Source organism: Fundidesulfovibrio sp., assembly GCF_058402725.1.
In genome coordinates this window covers 1-19099 of sequence record NZ_JBZVFJ010000076.1, presented here as the reverse complement: position 1 = coordinate 19099, position 19099 = coordinate 1, and the positions used below count along the sequence as shown (strand labels likewise).

Sequence of the window (19099 nt, the reverse complement as noted above, 5' to 3'; positions counted from 1 at the left end):
TGGTGTCGCGCAGGGTTTCCAGGGCCAGCGCGCCGTTGGGCACGGCCACAACCTTGTGCCCGTCCTGCTCCAGAATCTCGGTGGCGAAGAGCTGGTTGATCAGGTTGTCCTCGGCCAGGAGGATGGTCAGGGGGGCGATCTTGGGTTTTGGCGCGGGCTTGGGCAGGGGGAGGGTGCAGACGTCGTCCACGAGGCGCAGCTTCACCTCGAAACTGAAGACGCTGCCTTTGCCTTCCTCGCTCTCCACGCGGATGGAGCCACCCATGCGTTCCACCAGATGCTTGCAGATGGCCAGCCCCAGTCCGGTGCCGTAATATTTGCGGGTGGAAGAGTTGTCCACCTGGGTGAAGCTCTCGAAGATGGTGTCCAGCTTGGATTTTGCGATGCCCGAACCCGTGTCGGCCACCTCCATGCTGAGCAGTGCTTCGACCGGGGCGGCGTCGCAGGGCAGACGCAGGCAACCGGTTTTGATGCGGATTTCTCCCTGGGAGGTGAACTTCACGGCATTGCCCACGAGGTTCACGATGATCTGGCGCAGGCGTCCGGAGTCGCCCCGGGCGCGGCGGGGCACGTCGCCCGCGATGGAGTAGCCCAGGTCCAGCCCCTTGTCCTGGGCCAGGGCGGTGAAGATGCGGACCGCGCTGCGGATGGTGGCGTGCAGGTCGAAGACCTGTTCCTCCAACTCCAGCTTCCCCGCTTCGATTTTGGAAAAATCCAGGATGTCGTTGAGGATCTCCATGAGCGAGGCTGCCGACTGGCGCACCATGTCCAGGTGGTAGCGCTGCTTGCGCGTGAGTTCCGAGGCCAGCAGAAGCTCCGTCATGCCCAGGATGCCGTTCATGGGCGTGCGGATTTCATGGCTCATGTTGGCCAGGAACTGGCTCTTGGCGCGGTTGGCGGACTCGGCGGCCTCCTTCATGGCGGTAAGGTCGCGCTCCAGGCGTTTGCGGGAGGAGATGTCGCGCAGGCTGGCCAGGTAGACGAACTCGCCGCCCTCCCAGCGCGACTGCACGGCGCGCATCTCCACGGTCTTGAGTTCGCCGTCGCGGGTGAGCATTTCGATCTCCATGCTCCCGCCCGGAATGAGCGCATGGCCGAAGGGCTCGCCCACCAGCAGGTAGGCGGGCACGCCGAAGAGCTTCTCGGCGCTCGGGTTCACGAAACGGATGCGACCGCTCAGGTCCACCACCACGATGCCGTCGGCGTTGTTGTCGATGACGTTCTGGAAGCGCTTCTCCGAGGCGATGAGCCCAACCTGGGCGGCCTCCAGCTGCCGACAGAGGCGGGCCTTGCCCACGGCAGCCAGGATGGCCTGCTCCAGCAGGGAGTTGTCCAGTCGGGCGCGCGGCAGCACCATGGCCACGTTGTCGGTGAGCGACGGGTGCAGGAACAGCCTCGCCCCCGTGTCGCTGAAGCCCACCACCTGGATGCCGGAGAAGATGGCAGCCAGTTCGCCCGGATCGGAATCCGAGGGCGGGGGCAGGGGCAGACCGGCCAATACGGCGTCGAAGGAGCCCATGGCCAGGATCTGCCAGGCTTCGGCCACGCTGCCCGCAGTGTGCAGGTCGCCGTCGATGCGCGAAAGTCCCAGAAGCCGGTTGGCCAAGGACAGACGGAAGTCCGCCGAGGCATCGATGACCAGGAGGCTCAGCCGGGTTTTGGAGAAGTCGTGGTGCAGCATTGAGTGCTGTTCACTAGCAGCTTCGTGAGCATTTGCAACATCAACCCTTGACGCAGGCCAGCGGGGCCAGCCGGGCCACCCGCGCGGCCAGACCGGCCTGCTCCGCGGCCTCCACCACGGCATCGATGTCCTTGTAGGCCCCCGGGGCTTCTTCGCCCACGGCGCGAAGCCCCTTGGCCCGCAGCGTCACGCCCCGCCGGGCCATGCTCTCCAGCACGTCGCGGCCCTTGAAGCGCTTGAGCGCCTGGGAGCGCGAAAGGGCTCGCCCCGCGCCGTGGCAGGCCGAGCCCAGGGAGCGCTCCAGGGAAAGGTCGGTCCCGCGCAGGAGATAGGAGGCCGTGCCCATGCTGCCGCCCACGGGCATGGGCTGGCCCAGGCCCCGGAAGGCATCCGGCAACCCGGGATGGGACGGCCCCCAGGCGCGCGTGGCCCCCTTGCGGTGCACGAAGAGCCGCCTGGCGCGGCCCTCCACGCCCAGGAGCTCCTCCCTGCAGGTGTTGTGGGACACGTCGCACACCAGGCGCGGGCGCGCACCGGGGAAGAACTCTTCCAGGACGCGGCGCACGAGGTGGTCGATAACCTGGCGGTTGGCCAGGGCGCAGTTGGTCGCCGCGCGCATGGCCCCCAGGTAGTCCCGGCCCGTCTGCGAGTCGATGGGGGCGCAGGCCAGCTGCGGGTCGGGCAGGGCGAAGCCGTGCCGCTGGGCCTCCCCGCGCATGCGGTCGATGAAATCCGTGGCCACCTGATGCCCCAACCCGCGCGAGCCGCAGTGCACGCTCACCAGCGCCTGCCCGGGGAAGAGCCCCAGGGCGGCGGCAGCACGGTCGTCGAAGATCTCCTCGACGCGCTGCACCTCCAGATAGTGGTTGCCAGAGCCCAGAGTGCCCACCTGGGAGCCCAGGCGGGCGCGCGCCCCGGGGGAGACATTGTCCGGCTGGGCGCCCGGGGCAATGCCCCGGTCCTCGATGCGCTCCAGGTCTGCCTTCTCGCCGAAGCCCCGTTTCACGGCCCAGGCCGCTCCCCCCGTCAGCAGTGCGTCCAGGTCCCTGTCCTTCAGGGCGAGCCCGCCCCCCACGCCCACGCCGCAAGGAATTGCTGCGAAGAGACGGTCGGCCAGGCGCTCCATCACCGGATCCAGGTCCCGGGCGTCCAGGTTCGTGGCCAGGGTGCGCACGCCGCAGGCGATGTCGTAGCCCACTCCCCCGGCGCAGACCACGCCGCCCTGGTCCGGATCGAAGGCGGCCACGCCGCCGATGGGGAAGCCGTAGCCCGAGTGGGCGTCGGGCATCACGCAGCAAGCGTCCACGATGCCCGGGAGACGCGCCACGTTGACGGCCTGGCGCGCGGCGGCCTCCTCCAGGTCGCGCAGGAGGCGGCGCGAACCGACGAACACGGCTGGCACGCGCATGCCGTCGCGGGGCGGCAGCATCCAGCGCCAAGGGTCGAGCTGCGTGAGGGGGGCAAGGTCCATGGGGGCACCCTACACCAGGAGCCGCCTTGACAAAAGCCCGCAGGGCGGCGCATTGCCCCGTGCCGAGGAGACCTTCGCCATGCGCACGCTCTTTGCCGCCCTTCTGACGCTTCTCGTGTCTGCCTGCATGGGTTCCGGCCCGTCAGGCGATCCCCGCGACCCCCTGGCCGGTTCAGGAGGGGCCTACGTGCTCACGCCCGCGCCGGGCTGGAGCGTCACCCAGCGCGGCGAGGGCGGGGTGGCCGCCGTGCTGGCCCACGAAGACGGCGTGAAGACCGCCAAGGGCTACCCCACCCTGGTGGTCAAGGCCGTGCGCACCCCCACGCCCCAGGGCGTGCTGGAGGTGATGGCCCGGGACAGGAACCTGGAGTTCACGGCGCTCTGGCACGTCTCCCCGGAGCGCTACGCCCTGCGCCACCTCCAGCAGGACGACACCGCGCGCACGCTGGTGGCCTGGCTGGTCCCCAAGGACGGGACCGGCCTGGAATACTACCTGTGCGTACGGCTCACGGGCTTCGGCCGCCTGGAGCTGACGGGCGTGGGCCCTGCGGGATCGCTGCAGAAGTACATCAAGGATTTCAACACCATGTTCGCCAGTCTGGAGCTTGCGCCCCAGGCCCGGTTCTCCCCGTCCTCGGCCGGGGACGTGGGCGCGAGCCTGCGGGGGACCTACGCCCAGGCCGTGGGCGCGGAGGACGAAGCGCTGGGACGGCTCATGGCCGAGGCGGCCCAGCGCGCAGCCTCCGACGCCGGGCTCTCCGCCCAGGAGCGGACCTTCCTGCGCGAGACCTACGCCCGCGCCGCCGCCAGGGCGCGGGAGGCCGCCCGCGAGCTGGCAGGCCTGCTGGCCAGGCCCCTGGGAGAGGAAGGACTGCGCGGCCTGCCCCTGCTGGCCGACCGTCTGGACGAGTCGGCCACGGCCCTTGAGACCGTGGCCCTGAACATCCGCGACACCCAGGCGCGCTCCGCCGTGGAGAAAAGCGGTGCGCGCGCCCGGCGTCTGGCCGCCCTGGCCCGCGAGGCCTCGCGGCTGCCGCTCTAGACACGGGCCACCGGAGCGCAGAGAGAAGCAGGGTGGTTTTGACGCCCGTGACCGTCGACAGCGACGGACCCGGCCCCGCAGGCAGCCCTGGGCGGAGTGCAGCCTGATCCTGGCGGCCTTGCCGACCTCAAACGCTTCCCCCCGGTGTGAGAGGCGCACGAAACGAAAGGGGCGGCCGAAGCCGCCCCTGTATTGCATGCTGTCGCGTGAGCGCCTAGGCCACGTCCCAGACGGCCCCGGCGGGGGTGTCCTTCACCTCCACGCCCATGGCGGCCAGTTCGTCGCGGATGGCGTCGGAGCGTGCGAAGTCCTTGTCCTGGCGGGCCTGCTTGCGCTGGGCCAGCAGGTCGTCCACCTTGGAGGACTCGATGCCCTTGCGCGCGGCCCGGGAGTCGCGCAGGTCGGCCAGGAAGCGGGCCGGTTCGCTGCCGAACACGCCCAGGATGGCGGCGTACCGGGCAAAGCCGCCCCGGATGCGCTCGAGAATCCCCTTGCCGCCCTGGCTCTTGCGCAGGGCCTTGTCTTCCATCACGCGACCGGCCAGACGCGCCATGCCGAAGATGTGGCCCAGGGCGGCGGCGGTGTTCAGGTCGTCCTCCATGGCCTGGTCGAAGCCCTTTTCCAGGCCGTCCAGCTCCGCGAGCAGTTCGGCAGGGGCGGCGTTGGCGGACCACTTGGTCCCGGCCAGCGCCTCGTCCGTCTGGGCCAGGGCCGCGTAGATGCGGCGGATGCCCTTTTCCGCTTCGTCCAGTGCCTCGGTGGAGTAGTCCAGGGGCGAGCGGTAGTGGGCGGCCACCAGGAAGAAGCGCAGCACCTCGGGCAGGCAGTAGCCGAAGATGTCGCGGATCGTCACGAAATTATTCAACGATTTCGACATCTTTTCAGAATTGATCTGCACGAAGCCGTTGTGCACCCAGAAGCGGGCGAAGTCCTTGCCGGTGGCTGCCTCGGTCTGGGCGATCTCGTTCTCGTGGTGGGGAAAGACGAGGTCCTGGCCGCCGCCGTGGATGTCCAGGGGCAGGCCCAGGAGGTCTTCGCTCATGGCGGAGCATTCCAGGTGCCAGCCGGGTCGTCCCGGACCCCAGGGGCTCTCCCAGGTGGGTTCGCCGGGCTTGGCGGCCTTCCAGAGGGCGAAATCCAGGGGGTCTTCCTTTTCCTCGCCCGGGGCCACGCGCGCGCCGCTCTGGAGCTCCTCCAGGTTGCGCCCGGAGAGTTTGCCGTAGGGCTTGAAGGCCCGCACCCGGAAGTACACGTCTCCAGAGGGCGTGGCGTAGGCGAAGCCGGTGTCGATGAGGTGCTGCGCCAGCTGGAGCATCTCCCCGATGTAGCGGGTGGCGCGGGGCTCCAGGTCGGCGCGCAGGATGCCCAGGCGGTCCATGTCCTCGTAGAAGGCGGCGATGTACTTCTCCGAGACCGCCTCGGAGGCCAGGCCTTCCTCCTGGGCGCGCTTGATGATCTTGTCGTCCACGTCGGTGAAGTTGCGGGCGAAGCGCACCTCCAGGCCCTTTGCGCGCAGATAGCGCACGAGCACGTCGAAGACCACGGCCGAACGGGCGTGGCCGATGTGGCAGTAGTCGTAGGCGGTGATGCCGCAGACGTACATGTTCACCCGGCCTTGGTGGACGGGCGTGAAGGTTTCCTTGGCGCGCGTGAGGGTATTGTAGAGCTGCATGGCTGGTCCTTGAAGAGCTTGGAGGTCGGGGGAATCTGGTTGCAGAGCGGGTGGCAAAAGTCAAGACGCGCCGGGCCTCCCGGTGGGGGAGTGAGCACGCGACATGCATTTTACACTGTCATTTCAACGTATTGACAGCAGATGCCGTTGCTCGGCGGATCAGCCAGCGCGGGGCGCTCCGGTCTCCACGGCGGTGGCCGTGGCGTAGGCCTTGATGCCCTGCTTGAGGCCCGTGAAGCCGAGTTTCTCCTCCGTGGTGGCCTTCACGTTGACGCGCTCCGGGGCAAGGCCCAGCAGCCCGGCCACGTTGCGCCGGATGTGCTCCCGGTGCGGTCCCACCTTGGGGACCTGGGCCACCACGGTGAGGTCCACGTGCACCAGCGTGAGCCCTGCGGGCGCGAAACGGGCCAGGATCTCGGCCACCAGCACGGAACTTGCGGCCCCGGAGAGGGCGGGGTCCGTGTCCGGGAAGTGCTGGCCGATGTCGCCCAGGCAGAGGCAGCCCAGGAGGGCGTCGGCCAGGGCGTGCAGGAGCACGTCGCCGTCGGAGTGGGCCAGCACGCGCGGCGCGCCGGGGATGGGCGCGCAGCCCAGCACCATGGGCCGTGCGTTGGGGGCGTCGGCCTCGGCCTGGGAGGCGTAGCGGTGCACGTCGTAGCCGAAGCCCACGCGGGGCAGGGCGGCCGGGGCCGGGGCCGGGGCGAGCAGGCGCAGGTCTTCCGGGGTGGTGATCTTCACGTTGGCTTCCGAGCCTTCCACCACGGACACGGGCAGGCCCAGGGCCTCCACGAGGCCCGCGTCGTCGGTGACGGTGAGGTTTTCGCGCCGCGCCAGCGCGAACCCGGCGCGCAGGGCTTCGAGTTCAACGCCCTGGGGGGTCTGCACGGCCCGGAGGCTGGCGCGCTCGGGCGTGGCGACCACCACGCCCCGGGCGTCCACCTGCTTCACGGTGTCCTTGACGGGCACGGCGGGGATGACGGCCTTGGCCCCGGACCGCAGGGCCTCCAGGACCCGGGCGGCCACGTCCGGGGTGACGAAGCAGCGCGCCGCGTCGTGCACGAGCACGTGGGTGCACTCCCGGGGCAGGGCGGAGAGGGCGTTCTCCAGGGAATCCTGGCGACGCGCGCCGCCGTGGACCACCCGCCGGTCGAGCCCGAGGGGGGCCTGCGCGTCGAGGGATTCGACGGCTTCTCGGCCCGCGTCCAGTTCTTCGGGAGGGAAGACGAAGACGATGCCGGAGATGCCCGCGCAACGGGCCAGGGCCTGGGACGAGCGCCAGAACACGGGCGATCCGCCCGCGTCCAGGAACTGCTTTTTCGCGCCGCCCGAGGCGGCTGCCAGCCGGGAGCCGCTGCCTGCGGCAAGAAGGACGATCCAGGTGTTCATGATGAAGGCGTAAGGGGAGCCGGACGTAAGCCGGATTCTGTAGCCGCCCCTTGCGGGACGGCGGCTGTCATTCCTCTAGGACGGCGGTTGCCCGCCGCCTCCAGCAACCTACCCGGAAGCTCGGCCGGGCCGGCCTCGAACGCTTCCCTATTTGGTCTTGCTCCGGACGGGGCATGCCTAGCTTGCCGCGTCACCGCGGCAACTGGTGGGCTCTTACTCCACCGTTTCACCCTTACCGGCCGGGTGGACCCGGCCGGCGGTCTGCTTTCTGTGGCGCTTCTCCGGGGATCGCTCCCCCTGGGGGTTACCCAGCGTCCTGCCCTGCGGAGTCCGGACTTTCCTCCCCGGGTTTCCCCGCGGCGACAGCCTGTCCGACTCCCCGAACCTTCAGAAGCCCCCGGTCCGGACGCGTCCACCTCGGTGGGCGTCCGGCCGGGGGATTGTTGACTAGGCCTTGGCGTCCTGGCTCCCTTCGGGGGGCGTCTGGGGCGCGATGTGCTGCACCCAGAAGATCAGGCGCTGGCAGTTGGGGCAGGAGAGGATCTGCTGGCCCTTCTGCAGCTCGATGAAGGCCTGGGGCGGGATGGAGATGTTGCAGCCCGCGCACACGCCCTGGTCCACCGAGACGATGACCGGGTTGGGCAGGCGCGAACGGATGAACTCGTAACGGGAGAGGATGGGCGGCGGCAGGACCTTGCAGGCCTCCTTGCGCTGCCCGGCCAGCACCTCCAGGCGCTTGCGGGCGGCCTGCATGCGCTCGTCGAGCCCGGCGCGGGCCACGTCCAGCTCCTGGCTCACGGCCACGGCCTTGGCGGTCACTTCCTGTTCGGCGCTGGTCTGGCGCTCCAGTTCCTCGGCGAAGGCGGCCTTCTCCTCGTCGCGGGAGCGGTTGAGCTTCTCCAGGTTGTCCATCTCGCGCACCATGGCGTGGTATTCCTTGGAGTTGCCCACCATCATCATCTTGCTCTTGGACTTGCGCAGGCGGACATGGTCTTCTTCCATGTCGTTTTCCAGGCGCTTGAGCTGGTCGGTGAGGTAGCCCAGCTTTTCGAGCACCACGTTGCGCGCGGTCTCGGCATCCTGGTGTCTCTTCTCCAGGCTCTGGATCTCCTGGGGCGCGTTGTCCAGCTCGGTGCGCAGCGTGAGGATTTCGCCGTCGATGCGCTGGAGCATCACCAACTGTTCGATCTGCTTGTGGTACATGCCGTCTCCAGGCGCCCGAAGCGCCCCTGGCTTATGTCCCCCGACGCGTGGAGCCGCCGGGATGATTCTCTACCGACACGGGGTCGCATGGCCGGGACGCAAGGTCCCGGCGGTCCGTCACGAAGGTCTGAGCGCCGCCCGCAGGGGGTCGGGGCTCTCGAAAAAGCGAACTTCCAGTCCCTGGCCGCGCGTCTCGTCGGCGAGACGACCGGCGAAGCGGCGCATCATCTCCTGCTCCAGCACGTGGTGGCCGCAGTCCACGGTGAGCCCCAGGGGGGCCAGATCCAGGGCGAAGTGATGGGTCACGTCGCCCGTCAGGAACACGTCCGCGCCCAGGGCGAAGGCCCTGGCCCCGCAGGAAGCGCCGGAGCCGGTGCAGTAGGCCACGCGTTCCACCCTGGCGGGGGCGTCGCCCGCGAAGGAGAGGAAGGCCCGGGGCAGCAGCCGCCAGAGCTCGGCCAGGAAAGCGTCCCAGGCCATGGGGGAGGGCAGGCGGCCGACGATGCCGTAGCCGTAGGGCTCGGCGGGCTGGGCCAGGCGCACGGCCCCGGCCATGGACGAAACGTCCGGGCAGGCCTCCAGGGCCGCGCGCAGGGCGGGCCAGTGGGGCTCGGGGCAGGAGAAGGCCTGGGGGGCGTGGCGCAGGGCGTCGCGGTCGAAGTGGAGGCGGTCCACGCCCAGGCCCTCGGGCAGTTGGAAGGCGTCGAAGCCGTCCATGGCCACTTCCTTGTAGAAGGCCATGATGCGCCGGGTTTCGCCCTGGGGGTCCACCACGGCGCGCTCCGCGAGGCCCAGCTCGTCGGCCAGCCAGGCGGCTGGGCCGCCGGGGGCGCAGTCGAGCGAGGTGTGGGCCGCAAAGAGCCAGGCGTCGCGTCCGAGAAGGAGCTTGAGCGCCTCGCGGTGGGCGTCCGGGCGGTCCGGCAGGCGCGGGGTTTTGCCCAGGGGGTGGTGGGTGAGCACGGCCTGCGCGCCCCAGTCCAGGGCCTGGGCCAGGGTGGCGGGCAGGGGGTCCAGGGCCACGGCCAGCCGGGAGGCCTTGCCGGGAGCGCCGGCCACCTGGACGCCGCAGCGGTCCCAGGAGGCGGCCATGCGCGGCGGAGCGAGGCGCTCGACGAGTGCGAAGAGATCGGTGATGTTCATTGCGCAAAAAGGAAGGCGCTTTCCGGGTAGACCCCTGGGAAAGCGCCTTGATGCCTGCAGTTGGTGCGCCGGGCGCGGGATTGATTCAAGGTGCGGAAAATCGGCAAGTGCTGGTCCTCGATGCGAGTGGTGGGCCCACCAGGATTCGAACCTGGGACCACCCGGTTATGAGCCGGAAGCTCTGCCAACTGAGCTATAGGCCCCTCCAGCTCAAGTCTGAATCTGGATTCATACGCTCCATTTCAAAGACGTGTCAAGGATTTTCGCGCCCCGTCTTCACTGTTTGCCCCCGCCCGGGCAGCTGGACTTGAGCCACGCGATGGCCGAGCGCCCGGCCAGCGCGCCTTCTCCCACGGCCACGGCGATCTGCAGGAAGCCCCCTGTGCAGTCCCCGGCGGCGAACACGCCCTCGATGTTGGTCTTCATGTCCCGGTCGGTTTCCAGGAAGATGCCGCTGCGCGCCACGCCCAGGGTGTAGGCGAAGTCCGTGGACGAGGCTTCGCCCATGGCGATGAAGAGGCCGGAAATCCCGATGCGGCGGCCGTCGGCAAGGCGCACGGCCGTCAGGCCCGGATCTCCCTCCAGGGATTCCACGGCCGCCTCGATCACCTCGATGCCCGCCTTGCCGAGGCGCTCGGCGTATTCCGGGGGGATGGCAGCGGGCTTGCCCAGGGTGCAGATGCGCACGTCCTGGGTGTAGGCCAGCAGCTCAAGTGCCTGGTTGGCGGCGAAGAGCCCCTCCCCGGCCACCATCACGGGCTTGCCCCGGTGGAAGAAGCCGTCGCAGGAAACGCAGTAGGAGACGCCCTTGCCCTCGTAGTCCGCCAGCCCTTTGATCTTCGGGCGGTTGCGCGCCGCGCCCGTGGCCAGGATCACGGCGCAGGCGTCGTACTCAGCCTGGTCGGTCTTCACGTGGAAGCGCCCGTTGTCGCCGTGGTGCACGCCCAGGACCTTCTCCTGGCGGATCTCGGCCCCGAATCGCTGGGCCTGGAGGCGTCCGCGCGCCATGAGGTCGCGCCCGGAGATGGTGTCCTCGAAGCCGAAATAGTTGTCGATGTCGTAGTCGCCCGCGATTTTCGGGTCGCTGCCGAGCACGAGGGTCCTCATGCCGGCCCGGGCGGTGTAGATGGCGGCCGAGAGCCCGGCGGGGCCCGCGCCGATGATCAGGCACTGAGCGTCTTGCATGCGCGTGTCTCCGGTGGATGGTCCTGGTATGGGTCGGCGGGCAGCGCCGTCCGCGAACCTCTCATATAATCCTCCCGCGCATTCTGGGAAGCACTTGCAGGCGAACAGACCTCCCGGCGAAACGGAACACGAAATGTCGCCCGTTCGTGACCTCGCCGTCACGCCCTGCATCAAAATGACCCGGATCCGTACAATCCGGACACACCGGATCGGGAGGATATTCGTCCGAATTCACAAGCTATCATGCGAAAGACGGATGAAGGGCCGTATCCATTTGTCCCGCCTGGGAGGGGGCATTTCGCCTCACATGCACGCAACATACTGAATGTACATTCCTTTTCAGTGTGGTTTGGTCCTTGCTTTTCTGCCGTCCAGCCGGGGCCGTGGGGTTCACCCGGCGGCTCCCGAGTATCCCGCAACGCAAGGAGGTTGGCATGAGTCTTCCCGCGAAGAGCAGCAAACAATGGCAGGACGTGGTGACCGGAAAGAAGGCCTTCGAGCTGAAGTTCCTCGCTGCGAAGATTCTTCTTGGGCGTCTGACGCGAAGCCTGAGCGAGAACCCGTCTCCCGACAACGTCAAGGCGGGCATCGACCAGCTGTACGACGTGTACGCCAAGAACAGCCACATCCCCAGCGTCCAGGACGACCTGAAGACCATCTTCGGCTAGGAGGACCCATGAGCCAGCAACTGATGTCCCTCGAAACGGCCTCCACGGCCATCGCCTCCGGGCGCAAACTGATCCTGGCGGGCGACGAGCAGGCCCTGAGCCGCCTGCCCAAAGGTTCCTGGATCGCCGGAACCATCCCCTATTTCATCACCAACGAACTGGGCGGCCTTTCCACCCGCGAGCAGGTGTTCGCCACCGACATCACGGACATCGCCGCGTCCCTGGAGATCAAGGCCTACGACCAGAACTCCCTGAGCCACGTCTACTCGGACGGCCCGGACAACGGTTTCAGCTTCATCCTCATCCCGGCCATGAGCAAGGCCCATCTCTCCTTCGCGCTCAACGCCCCCAACTACAAGGATTTCGGCACGGTGCCGCTCATCGGCTGGATCGCGGGCGTGCACCTGGACGACCTGGGCAAGCGCACGCCCAAGGTCTACAACGGGCAGACCGGCGAGGTCCTGGAGGAGGGCGCGCTGGTGCTCGCGGCCACGCTGCCCCCGGGCAAGGCGGCCGAAATCGGCATCGTGAATCTCTTCGAGCAGGGCGACGGCGACACGCTCACCTTCCCGGAAACCGGGTTCGCCACCAAGGACGTGCTCGTCAACGGCGAGCGGCGCAACTTCGCGGCCTATCTGGTGAAGAACCGCCTGGACACCAAGCTCCCCCTGGTGGCCGACTACTACGGGGCGCTGGTGAACATCAGCTTCCAGGGCATCGACGAGGCCGACGGCGAGGTGAAGTTCTACGCCCCCGTGTTCACCGGCATCCGCTACAAGCACGCCCGCCCCGTGGCGGACTACGCAGCGCAGTTCACCGGCAAGCTCTGCTCGGCATGCAACATCCAGCCCGCCAACCTGGTGTTCTCCTGCAACTGCATCCTCAACTACCTCTATTCCGAGCTGGAAGGCAAAAAGACCGAGCCCTTCAGCGGCCCCGCCACCTTCGGCGAGATCGCCTATCAGCTGCTCAATCAGACCCTGGTCTACCTGGAAGTCCACGACATCTGAGCCTTCGGGCCGCCCTCCCCCGCCAGGGTGGGGGGCGGCCCCGGCAGGCTCCGCTTTCGGGGGGGGGCGGGGAACGGCCGCGCGCAAGCCGGACCCTTCAACCCTCCCGGCGCGCCCGGGCCGTACGCAGGGCGGCCCAGGCGTCGCGCAGGGCGCGCACGTCCTCCTCGCGGGGGATCACCCCCCGCGTCAGGGGCTGAGCCCAGGGCTTGCCCTCCAGGTACGCCTTGGCCCAGCGCCTGGTCTCGGGCGGAAAGAAGCCGGGGGTGGCGGCCACGATGGCCGCCTTGGCCCGGCCGTCGCGCGCCTCGGCCCGCAACGAGAAGCTGTCGCCATGGCGCACGTGCACGTAGAGCGCCTCGGGCGCGCGGGCGAAACGAAACCCCTGGTGCGCGGCGCGCACCCAGAAGTCCCAGTCTTCGTAGTCGGAGTGGTCGCGGAAGCCTTCCAGCGCCAGGACCACCTCGCGACGCATCATGCTGCCGATGCTCAAGATGTTCTGTGTGCGAAGGAGCGCCGGGTCGAAATCGGGCAGGCGCACGATGCGGCTGCCTTTGGGAGTGCGCTCCTCGTAGTCGCAGGTGACAATCTGCGCCCCGCGCTCCAGTGCCTGCGCGCAGACTTCCAGGTGGCGGGGCGCAAGGAGGTCGTCGGCGTCGAGGAACAGCAGGGGGTCGGCGGCGGAGGTGGTGAGGGCGAACCCCGCGTTGCGCGTGCGCGCGGGGTGCCCCAGCGGCCCTACGGCCCGGGCCTCGAAGCGCGCGAAGGGCAGGGCGTGTCCCAGGGCGCGGGCCGTCTCCAGGGAACCGTCGGAGCTCGCGTCGTCGGCGAAGACGCACTCCACGCGCCCCAGTCCCACGGTCTGGGCCGCCAGGGAGGCGAAGAGCCCGGGCAGGCGCGAGCCGTAGTCGCGGTTGGAGATCACCACGCCGATCAGGGTCGCCATGGGTCCACCTCAGGCGCTGCGGCGGGGTTGTTGCACTGGTGGGCGAATCACGCTAACCAGTCTATCCCTTTTCAACCGCCATGCAAAGGACCCGGACCACGGCATGAAACTCGCTCCCTTCGTCACCGGCGACGGCCAGCTCGTCGAGGCCAGCGTCATCCATTTCAACCAGGACCTCGCCGCGCCCCAGCTTTTCGGGACCATGCGCTTCAGCCACGTCTCGGACTCCCTGCGCGGCCTCGTGCGCGACATTGCCGGACGCGCCAAGTCCGAATCGCGCCCGCTGGAAGACTTCCTGGACGTGAGCGGGCGCAGCGGCCATTCGCGCATCGGCATCGACATCCACCTGGGCGAGGGAGAGCCCCACGTCTCGGACAAGACCAAGGCCATCGAACTGCCGGTGGTGGTCTCGGCGCTCAACCGCCACCTTGCCGAGTCCCTTTCCGACCTCCAGGCCCTGACCGGACGCTCCCCCGTGGACATCGGGAGGCTCTTCGTGCCCCTCTCGGGCCATCTCCCGCGCGAGGAGGTCCTCAAGGCCCTGGAGCGCGAGGAACTGCTGCTGGGCCAGGGCCACGAGATCGGACCCGACGGCGTGCTGGAAGTGCCCCTGGAGAACGTGCGCTACATCCTCTCCCAGCGGCTCATCTCCATCCCCAACAACTTCGCGGAGATGATCGTGCGCGGCAAGCACGGCCTGGCCATGTTCCAGCAGCCCGCGCCCTCGGGCCTGCCGGAGGAGTTCGGCCCCAAGGAATTCATGGTGAGCGCCCTGCGCATCTCGCTGGGGCCCTACACGGCCTTCATCTCGCGCGACCTGAACCGGCCCGGCGTGTTCCACCTTGCCTCGCGCCTGCTCGACGGCGTGCGCACCACGGGCATAGAGACCCTGCGCCAGGCCGAAATCTACAACCGCGGCGACGCCCCCGTGCCCTTCCGCGACCTGCGCCTGCGCATCAAGCTCTATCCGGCCGACGAGCGCGTGAGCGCCATCACCGCCCGGGTGCTCAAGCCCGGCAAGGCCTCGGCCATCCTGGCCCGGGGCGTGGACTTCGCGGAGATCACGGACATCTTCAACGCCGATGCCTGCCGCGCCCTCTTCGACGAGATCTCGGCCGCGCCCGGCGGCGGCGGACTCTACGGCCGCATCATGATGCCCGGACGCATCGTGACCATCCCCTGGGAGCAGGAGGACAACCGCTGGATTCCGGAGTTCCAGTGGCGCCTGGTCTACGAGTGCGCCAGGGGCAACGTGCCCGAGTCCATCCTCACCGGCGAGGAGATCCCCAAGCGCTTCCGCAACTTCCTGCACGACCTCAAGTACGTGGGCGGCGAGCAGAGCCTCTCCAAGGTGTTCGTCAGCGACTCGCTGCCGCCGGTGGACGCCCTGCGCGTGCTCAAGCGCAACGGCGTGGGCGTGGTGGTGATCCGCAGCATCAACATGCGCGGATCGCGCAACGGGGGCAACCCGGAATACTACCTGGACCAGTCCTCCTACGAGGAGATCAACCGCCTCTGGCGCGAGGGCATGCGCTTCTACATGATCTTCGCCCAGGACGAGGCCTGCCACGTGCGCGAGTTCAACAGCGGCTTCTGGGTCTCGGCCGAGGGCAAGGAGCGCCTGGGACGCCTGCACACCACGGCGGCGCTCTTCGGCTCCGTGGTGGACGAGTTGAAGCCCATCCTCATGCCCCAATTCGAGGAGTTCTTCGCCGCCCTGGCCGCAGACCCCCGCCTGGGCGAGGGCCTGGCCATCGCCCACGGCTCCGGTCCGGGCGTCATGAAGGCCGTGGACGACGCCGCCGCCCGCCACGGCATCTACCGCATCGGCGTGGGCATCGACGGCGAGAAGATCGGCCAGCGCACCAACTTCTCCCCCGAGGCCGTGGTGCAGTTCGTGAACATCGCCCTGAACACCCGCCAGGACATCCTGGACCGGCGCAGCCTCTTCAAGGTGTTCAACGTGGGCGGCTACGGCACGAGCTACGAGGTGAACATGGCGCTCACCTTCATGAAGATCGGCCACTGTCTCCCCGCGCCCTACGTCTTCGTGGACCCCCTGGGCCTGGGCGGAGAGGGCGGACACCTCTGGCGCAAGTCCATCGAGCAGTTCCAGGAGCTTTCCTCGGCCCACAAGACGGGCCAGGCCGAGATTCCCCCCCTTGGCCCCATGTGGGTGGTCAACTGCTGCCACCTGGTGCGCTCCTACCCCGAGGCCCTGGCCGTGATCCGAGCCTTCCTGGACGATCCGGCCGCCTACTGGAGCGGGGCGGGCATCGACATCGCCAAGGTGCTGGAGGCGCGCGACAACCTGGCGCGCGCGGGCGTGGTCATCCCCCCCTACATCGTCCAGGCCCTGGCCCCCTTTGATCGGAAGGACGCCTGACCGCGCCAGGAGGCGAATCAAGGCCGGACCGCCCCGGGGATCGGCCGCCCCGCGCCCCGGGGACCCCATCAGCCCGCGGGAGGCCCGCAACCCATGACCATCACCCTGTGCACCTACACCTACAACGACCCCGAACTGCTCCTGGGCTTGCTGGAAAACGAGGCGGGCTGGACCCTGCGACCAGACGAGATCGTGGTGGTGGACGACGGCTCGGCGACGCCCTTCGCGCCGCCTTCGGACGACCCGCGCCTGCGCGTGCTGCGCCTGGAAGCCAATCAGGGCTTCACCCGGGCCAAGACGACGGGCATCGAGGCCGCCCGGGGGGAACTCATCCTCTCTGCCGACAGCGACATCCGCCTGGCCCCGGACTGGCTGGCCCTGGCCGCGCCCCACGCCCTGCGACCGGAAGTGGGGCTGGTGGCCGGACACGTGGCGGGCTACCTGGGCACAGACACCGTTTCGCGCTACCTGGGCGCCTACGACCGTTGCGAAGCCCTTTCGCGCACGGGCTTCACGGAGTTCGCGCCGGGCATGGTCTTCCTCATGCGTCGCCAGGCCTGGCAGGCGGCGGGCGGTTTCGCCGGGCATGCCGGGCGCATGGGGGAGGACCACGCCCTCTGCAGGGCGTTGCGTCAGGCGGGCCTGGGCGTGTTCGTGGAGAGCGCCGCCGTGGCCCGTCAGGCCCGCAAGCTCACCAGGGCGGCCATGTGCCGCCGCTCGGCCGCGTGGAGCCGCAAGGCGCTCCTGGCCCAAATGCCCCGCGACGCCCGCATGATCCCCTATCTTTTCGAGGCGGCGGCCAAGCCCATGCTCGACCGGCTCGGCGACGCCATCGAACGCAAGGAGCCCCTGTTCATCTACCTGGACCTGCTCCACCTGACCGCGCTGGTCTGCGCGCTCCTCGAAGGCGCGGGCAGCGCCGCCCAGGAGCAGCGGCCCGCCGCGTTCCTGGCCGCCCTGCTGCGCATGTTCACGCCCTGGCCGCGCCTGCGCGCCCTCTTCCTCTCCGACCTTGCCGAGATCCTCAAGGACTCGCAGCCCGATCTGACGCGCTGTGAAGGAGCGCACGCCTGGGAGGACTTCCTCCTCTTCGCCTCCACTCTGGAACAAAGCGGCTTCCTGCGCTGGATGGACGAGCAGGGCGCGGCCCTGCTCCTGGCCGACGACCGCGTCACGGCCTACAACCATTCCTTCTATGGCGAGGCCGCGACGGGCTGATGGCGTCCGCCGGGGTCAGCCCCGGTCCCTGTCCGGGTCGATCCAGGGTTTGATGTCCAGAAGCGGCGTGCCGTCGAGCATGTCCACCCCCCGGAAGACCAGGGCCGAAGGCTCCACGGCCGTCACCTCCACAACGCTTTCGCCCAGGCGCGAGGGCCTGCGCGGCGAACGCGAGGCGAACACCCCGCAGACGCGCCCCGTGCTCCGGGTCGTCGTGGTCAGTTCCGTGCGACGCGCCTTGTGGAAGCGGAACGTGAGCACCACCCGGTCCCCCGGGGCGATGCCCTCCAGCCCCAAGGCGAACCCGGGATACAACTCGGCGCGGCCCACGGCCTGTGGAGCAAGGTGGGCCTGACGGGGGATGTCCTCCAGAGTGGAGTGGGGCGTGCGAAGAACTCCGATGACGGGTACGCGGACGCAGGGCATGGCCACCTCTCGACCGGGCAAGCAGGAACCCGCAGTTTTTCTCTCCCCTAGCCCGGGAGGACGTTCACGGCAACCGGCTGGCCGCTTGCGATGCGTCATGGACTTTACGACGGATATCTGTTTTCTTGACGATTGAATCTCCGTCCCGGCAAGCTTCCGCCTCAACCCGGCTCGTATCGGCCGGTCCACTGGGTCCACCATGAAACTCGCCGCTCTCCTGTTCCTCGTCTTCCTGGCAACCGGGACAGCCCAGGGCTTCGAGACCCCCGCCCCCCCCGCCGGAAGACCGGATGGAGCCCCCTGGCGCATCGGCTACTACCAGGGCGGCGATTACAAAGACTATGCCCCGGTGCTCCGGTCCATTCTCCTGGGCCTGCGCGATGTCGGCTGGATGCCCACCGACTGCGGCGAATGCTTCGATCCGCCGCGCGCGAACCGCGACGTCTGGGCCTGCGTTTCCGCCTCGGACACCGGCCCCTGGCTGCGCTTCGTGCCGGACGCCTTCTGGTCCTCCGAGTGGGACAAGACCGTGCGCCCAGGCGTGCGCCGCGCGGCCATCGACCGCCTCAAGACCCGAGACCTGGACCTCGTGCTCGCTCTGGGCACATGGGCCGGGCAGGACCTGGCCAACAACGAGCACCAGGTGCCCACCCTGGTGGCCTCCACCAGCAACCCGTTGTCCGCAGGCATCATCAAAAGCGCGGAGGATTCCGGCTTCGACCACGTGCACGCCCGGGTGGACCCCACGCGTTATGCGCGCCAGATCAGGCTCTTCCACAAACTCGCGGGCTTCAAGCGCCTCGGCGTGGTCTGCGAGGACACCCCCGAGGGCAGGACCTACGCGGGCATGGACCAGATCGGCCCCCTGGCCGTCCGGCTGGGCTTCGCCATCGTGGAGTGCCACGCCCCCTTTTCCGGGGTGGACCTCGCGGCCTCCAAGGCAGCCGTGCTGGAATGCCACCGCCGCCTCGCCTCCGAAGTGGACGCCTTCTACCTGACCACCCACGGGGGCGTGGCCGAGGACAACCTCCCGGAACTCCTCGCGCCGCTCCTGGACCGGCGCATTCCCGTGTTCGCCATGGGCACGGACTTCGAAGTGCGCCGGGGCGCTCTGCTCTCCATGGCTCAGCCCGACTTCTACTGGTGCGGCGAGTTCTACAGCCGCACCATCACGCGCATCCTCACCGGCGCCGCGCCGCGCCGCCTCCCCCAGATTTTCGAGGACCCCCACAAGCTGGCCATCAACCTGCGCACCGCGCGGCGCATCCAGTTTCACGTCCCCGTGGAATACCTGGCCGAGGCCACGCTCCACGATGCCGAACCCGCCGCGAAACCCGCCCCCTGACAGGACATGACGGCGCACCTGTTCCCCAGGTCCTTCGCGGGCAGACTCTTCCTGGTCATCCTGGCCTGCCTCGGGGCCTGCTCCGCAGGTCTGGCCCTGGTCGCCTGGAACGATCTCAACCGCGAGACCAACCGGGCCACGGAACGCGCGGCCATGGACCACCTGGACATCGTCCTGGCGGGCCTCAACGAGCGCTACGAAGAACTCATGCGTTTCACCCTGGAGACGGTGGCCAAGCGGCGCGGCCAACTGAGCGCGGACGCCGCCCTGGCCGTCGTCACCATGGAGTCCTTCCGAGAACTGGCCGACTCGGGGGCCAT

The 19099-nt window shown here is 68.9% G+C and carries 16 protein-coding genes, 1 tRNA gene and 1 other RNA gene; 7 read left to right on the top strand and 11 right to left on the bottom strand.

Annotated elements, in window-relative coordinates; genetic code table 11:
* Positions 1 to 1681: sensor histidine kinase (locus tag ACV4UX_RS11305; protein WP_491593385.1), on the bottom strand; the 1681-nt coding region annotated here is incomplete at its 3' end.
* Positions 1682 to 1721: 40 nt separating this feature from the next.
* Positions 1722 to 3152: an RtcB family protein gene (locus ACV4UX_RS11300; protein WP_491593384.1), complete on the bottom strand. Its 1431-nt coding sequence runs from the start codon at positions 3150 to 3152 to the stop codon at positions 1722 to 1724.
* 79 nt (positions 3153 to 3231) lie between these two features.
* Between ACV4UX_RS11300 and ACV4UX_RS11295 the strand changes: the two genes are divergently transcribed.
* Positions 3232 to 4194 (top strand): hypothetical protein, encoded by a 963-nt coding sequence (locus ACV4UX_RS11295; RefSeq protein WP_491593383.1) that lies wholly within the window; start codon positions 3232 to 3234, stop codon positions 4192 to 4194.
* Positions 4195 to 4408: 214 nt separating this feature from the next.
* Here ACV4UX_RS11295 and cysS read toward each other — a convergent pair whose 3' ends face one another.
* From cysS to ACV4UX_RS11260, 7 genes are all read right to left on the bottom strand, one after another.
* Positions 4409 to 5866 carry a cysteine--tRNA ligase gene (gene cysS / locus ACV4UX_RS11290; protein WP_491593382.1) on the bottom strand — a complete coding sequence of 486 codons (1458 nt, stop codon included), beginning with the start codon at positions 5864 to 5866 and terminating at the stop codon, positions 4409 to 4411.
* 159 nt (positions 5867 to 6025) lie between these two features.
* On the bottom strand, positions 6026 to 7252 hold the full coding sequence (gene ispD / locus ACV4UX_RS11285; protein WP_491593381.1) for a 2-C-methyl-D-erythritol 4-phosphate cytidylyltransferase: 1227 nt from the start codon (positions 7250 to 7252) through the stop codon (positions 6026 to 6028).
* Between the two features lie 11 nt (positions 7253 to 7263).
* Positions 7264 to 7631: RNase P RNA component class A (gene rnpB, locus ACV4UX_RS11280), an RNA gene on the bottom strand.
* A 68-nt stretch (positions 7632 to 7699) separates the two neighbouring features.
* Positions 7700 to 8455 carry a zinc ribbon domain-containing protein gene (locus ACV4UX_RS11275; protein WP_491593380.1) on the bottom strand — a complete coding sequence of 252 codons (756 nt, stop codon included), beginning with the start codon at positions 8453 to 8455 and terminating at the stop codon, positions 7700 to 7702.
* 117 nt (positions 8456 to 8572) lie between these two features.
* Entirely contained in the window at positions 8573 to 9595 is a 1023-nt protein-coding gene (locus ACV4UX_RS11270; protein ID WP_491593379.1) for a Nif3-like dinuclear metal center hexameric protein, read from the bottom strand.
* A gap of 127 nt (positions 9596 to 9722) precedes the next feature.
* Positions 9723 to 9798 (bottom strand) — tRNA-Ile (locus ACV4UX_RS11265).
* A 73-nt stretch (positions 9799 to 9871) separates the two neighbouring features.
* Complete coding sequence (locus ACV4UX_RS11260) at positions 9872 to 10780, bottom strand: NAD(P)/FAD-dependent oxidoreductase (protein WP_491593378.1); 909 nt, start codon at positions 10778 to 10780, stop codon at positions 9872 to 9874.
* Between the two features lie 434 nt (positions 10781 to 11214).
* Here ACV4UX_RS11260 and ACV4UX_RS11255 point away from each other — a divergent pair, with 434 nt between their 5' ends.
* Together ACV4UX_RS11255 and ACV4UX_RS11250 are read left to right on the top strand one after the other, a co-directional pair.
* The gene (locus ACV4UX_RS11255) at positions 11215 to 11448 is read left to right on the top strand and encodes a hypothetical protein (protein WP_491593377.1); all 234 of its coding nucleotides are present in this window, start codon (positions 11215 to 11217) and stop codon (positions 11446 to 11448) included.
* 8 nt (positions 11449 to 11456) lie between these two features.
* Positions 11457 to 12458 carry a DUF6976 family protein gene (locus ACV4UX_RS11250; RefSeq protein WP_491593376.1) on the top strand — a complete coding sequence of 334 codons (1002 nt, stop codon included), beginning with the start codon at positions 11457 to 11459 and terminating at the stop codon, positions 12456 to 12458.
* Positions 12459 to 12555: 97 nt separating this feature from the next.
* Here the strand turns inward: ACV4UX_RS11250 and ACV4UX_RS11245 are convergent, their stop codons facing one another.
* The gene (locus ACV4UX_RS11245) at positions 12556 to 13404 is read right to left on the bottom strand and encodes a glycosyltransferase family 2 protein (RefSeq protein ID WP_491593375.1); all 849 of its coding nucleotides are present in this window, start codon (positions 13402 to 13404) and stop codon (positions 12556 to 12558) included.
* A 103-nt stretch (positions 13405 to 13507) separates the two neighbouring features.
* Here ACV4UX_RS11245 and ACV4UX_RS11240 point away from each other — a divergent pair, with 103 nt between their 5' ends.
* Together ACV4UX_RS11240 and ACV4UX_RS11235 are read left to right on the top strand one after the other, a co-directional pair.
* The gene (locus ACV4UX_RS11240; protein ID WP_491593374.1) at positions 13508 to 15790 is read left to right on the top strand and encodes a Rossmann fold nucleotide-binding protein; all 2283 of its coding nucleotides are present in this window, start codon (positions 13508 to 13510) and stop codon (positions 15788 to 15790) included.
* 93 nt (positions 15791 to 15883) lie between these two features.
* On the top strand, positions 15884 to 17008 hold the full coding sequence (locus tag ACV4UX_RS11235; RefSeq protein ID WP_491593373.1) for a glycosyltransferase: 1125 nt from the start codon (positions 15884 to 15886) through the stop codon (positions 17006 to 17008).
* Between the two features lie 15 nt (positions 17009 to 17023).
* Here ACV4UX_RS11235 and ACV4UX_RS11230 read toward each other — a convergent pair whose 3' ends face one another.
* Positions 17024 to 17434 carry a TrmO family methyltransferase domain-containing protein gene (locus ACV4UX_RS11230; protein ID WP_491593372.1) on the bottom strand — a complete coding sequence of 137 codons (411 nt, stop codon included), beginning with the start codon at positions 17432 to 17434 and terminating at the stop codon, positions 17024 to 17026.
* A 199-nt stretch (positions 17435 to 17633) separates the two neighbouring features.
* On the opposite strand from ACV4UX_RS11230, the gene ACV4UX_RS11225 reads away from it, so the two are divergent.
* Together ACV4UX_RS11225 and ACV4UX_RS11220 are read left to right on the top strand one after the other, a co-directional pair.
* Positions 17634 to 18779, top strand: coding sequence for an ABC transporter substrate-binding protein (locus ACV4UX_RS11225; RefSeq protein ID WP_491593371.1), 1146 nt, complete (start codon positions 17634 to 17636; stop codon positions 18777 to 18779).
* Between the two features lie 6 nt (positions 18780 to 18785).
* Positions 18786 to 19099, top strand: a 314-nt coding sequence (locus tag ACV4UX_RS11220) for a hypothetical protein (protein ID WP_491593370.1), incomplete at its 3' end; no start/stop codon positions are given.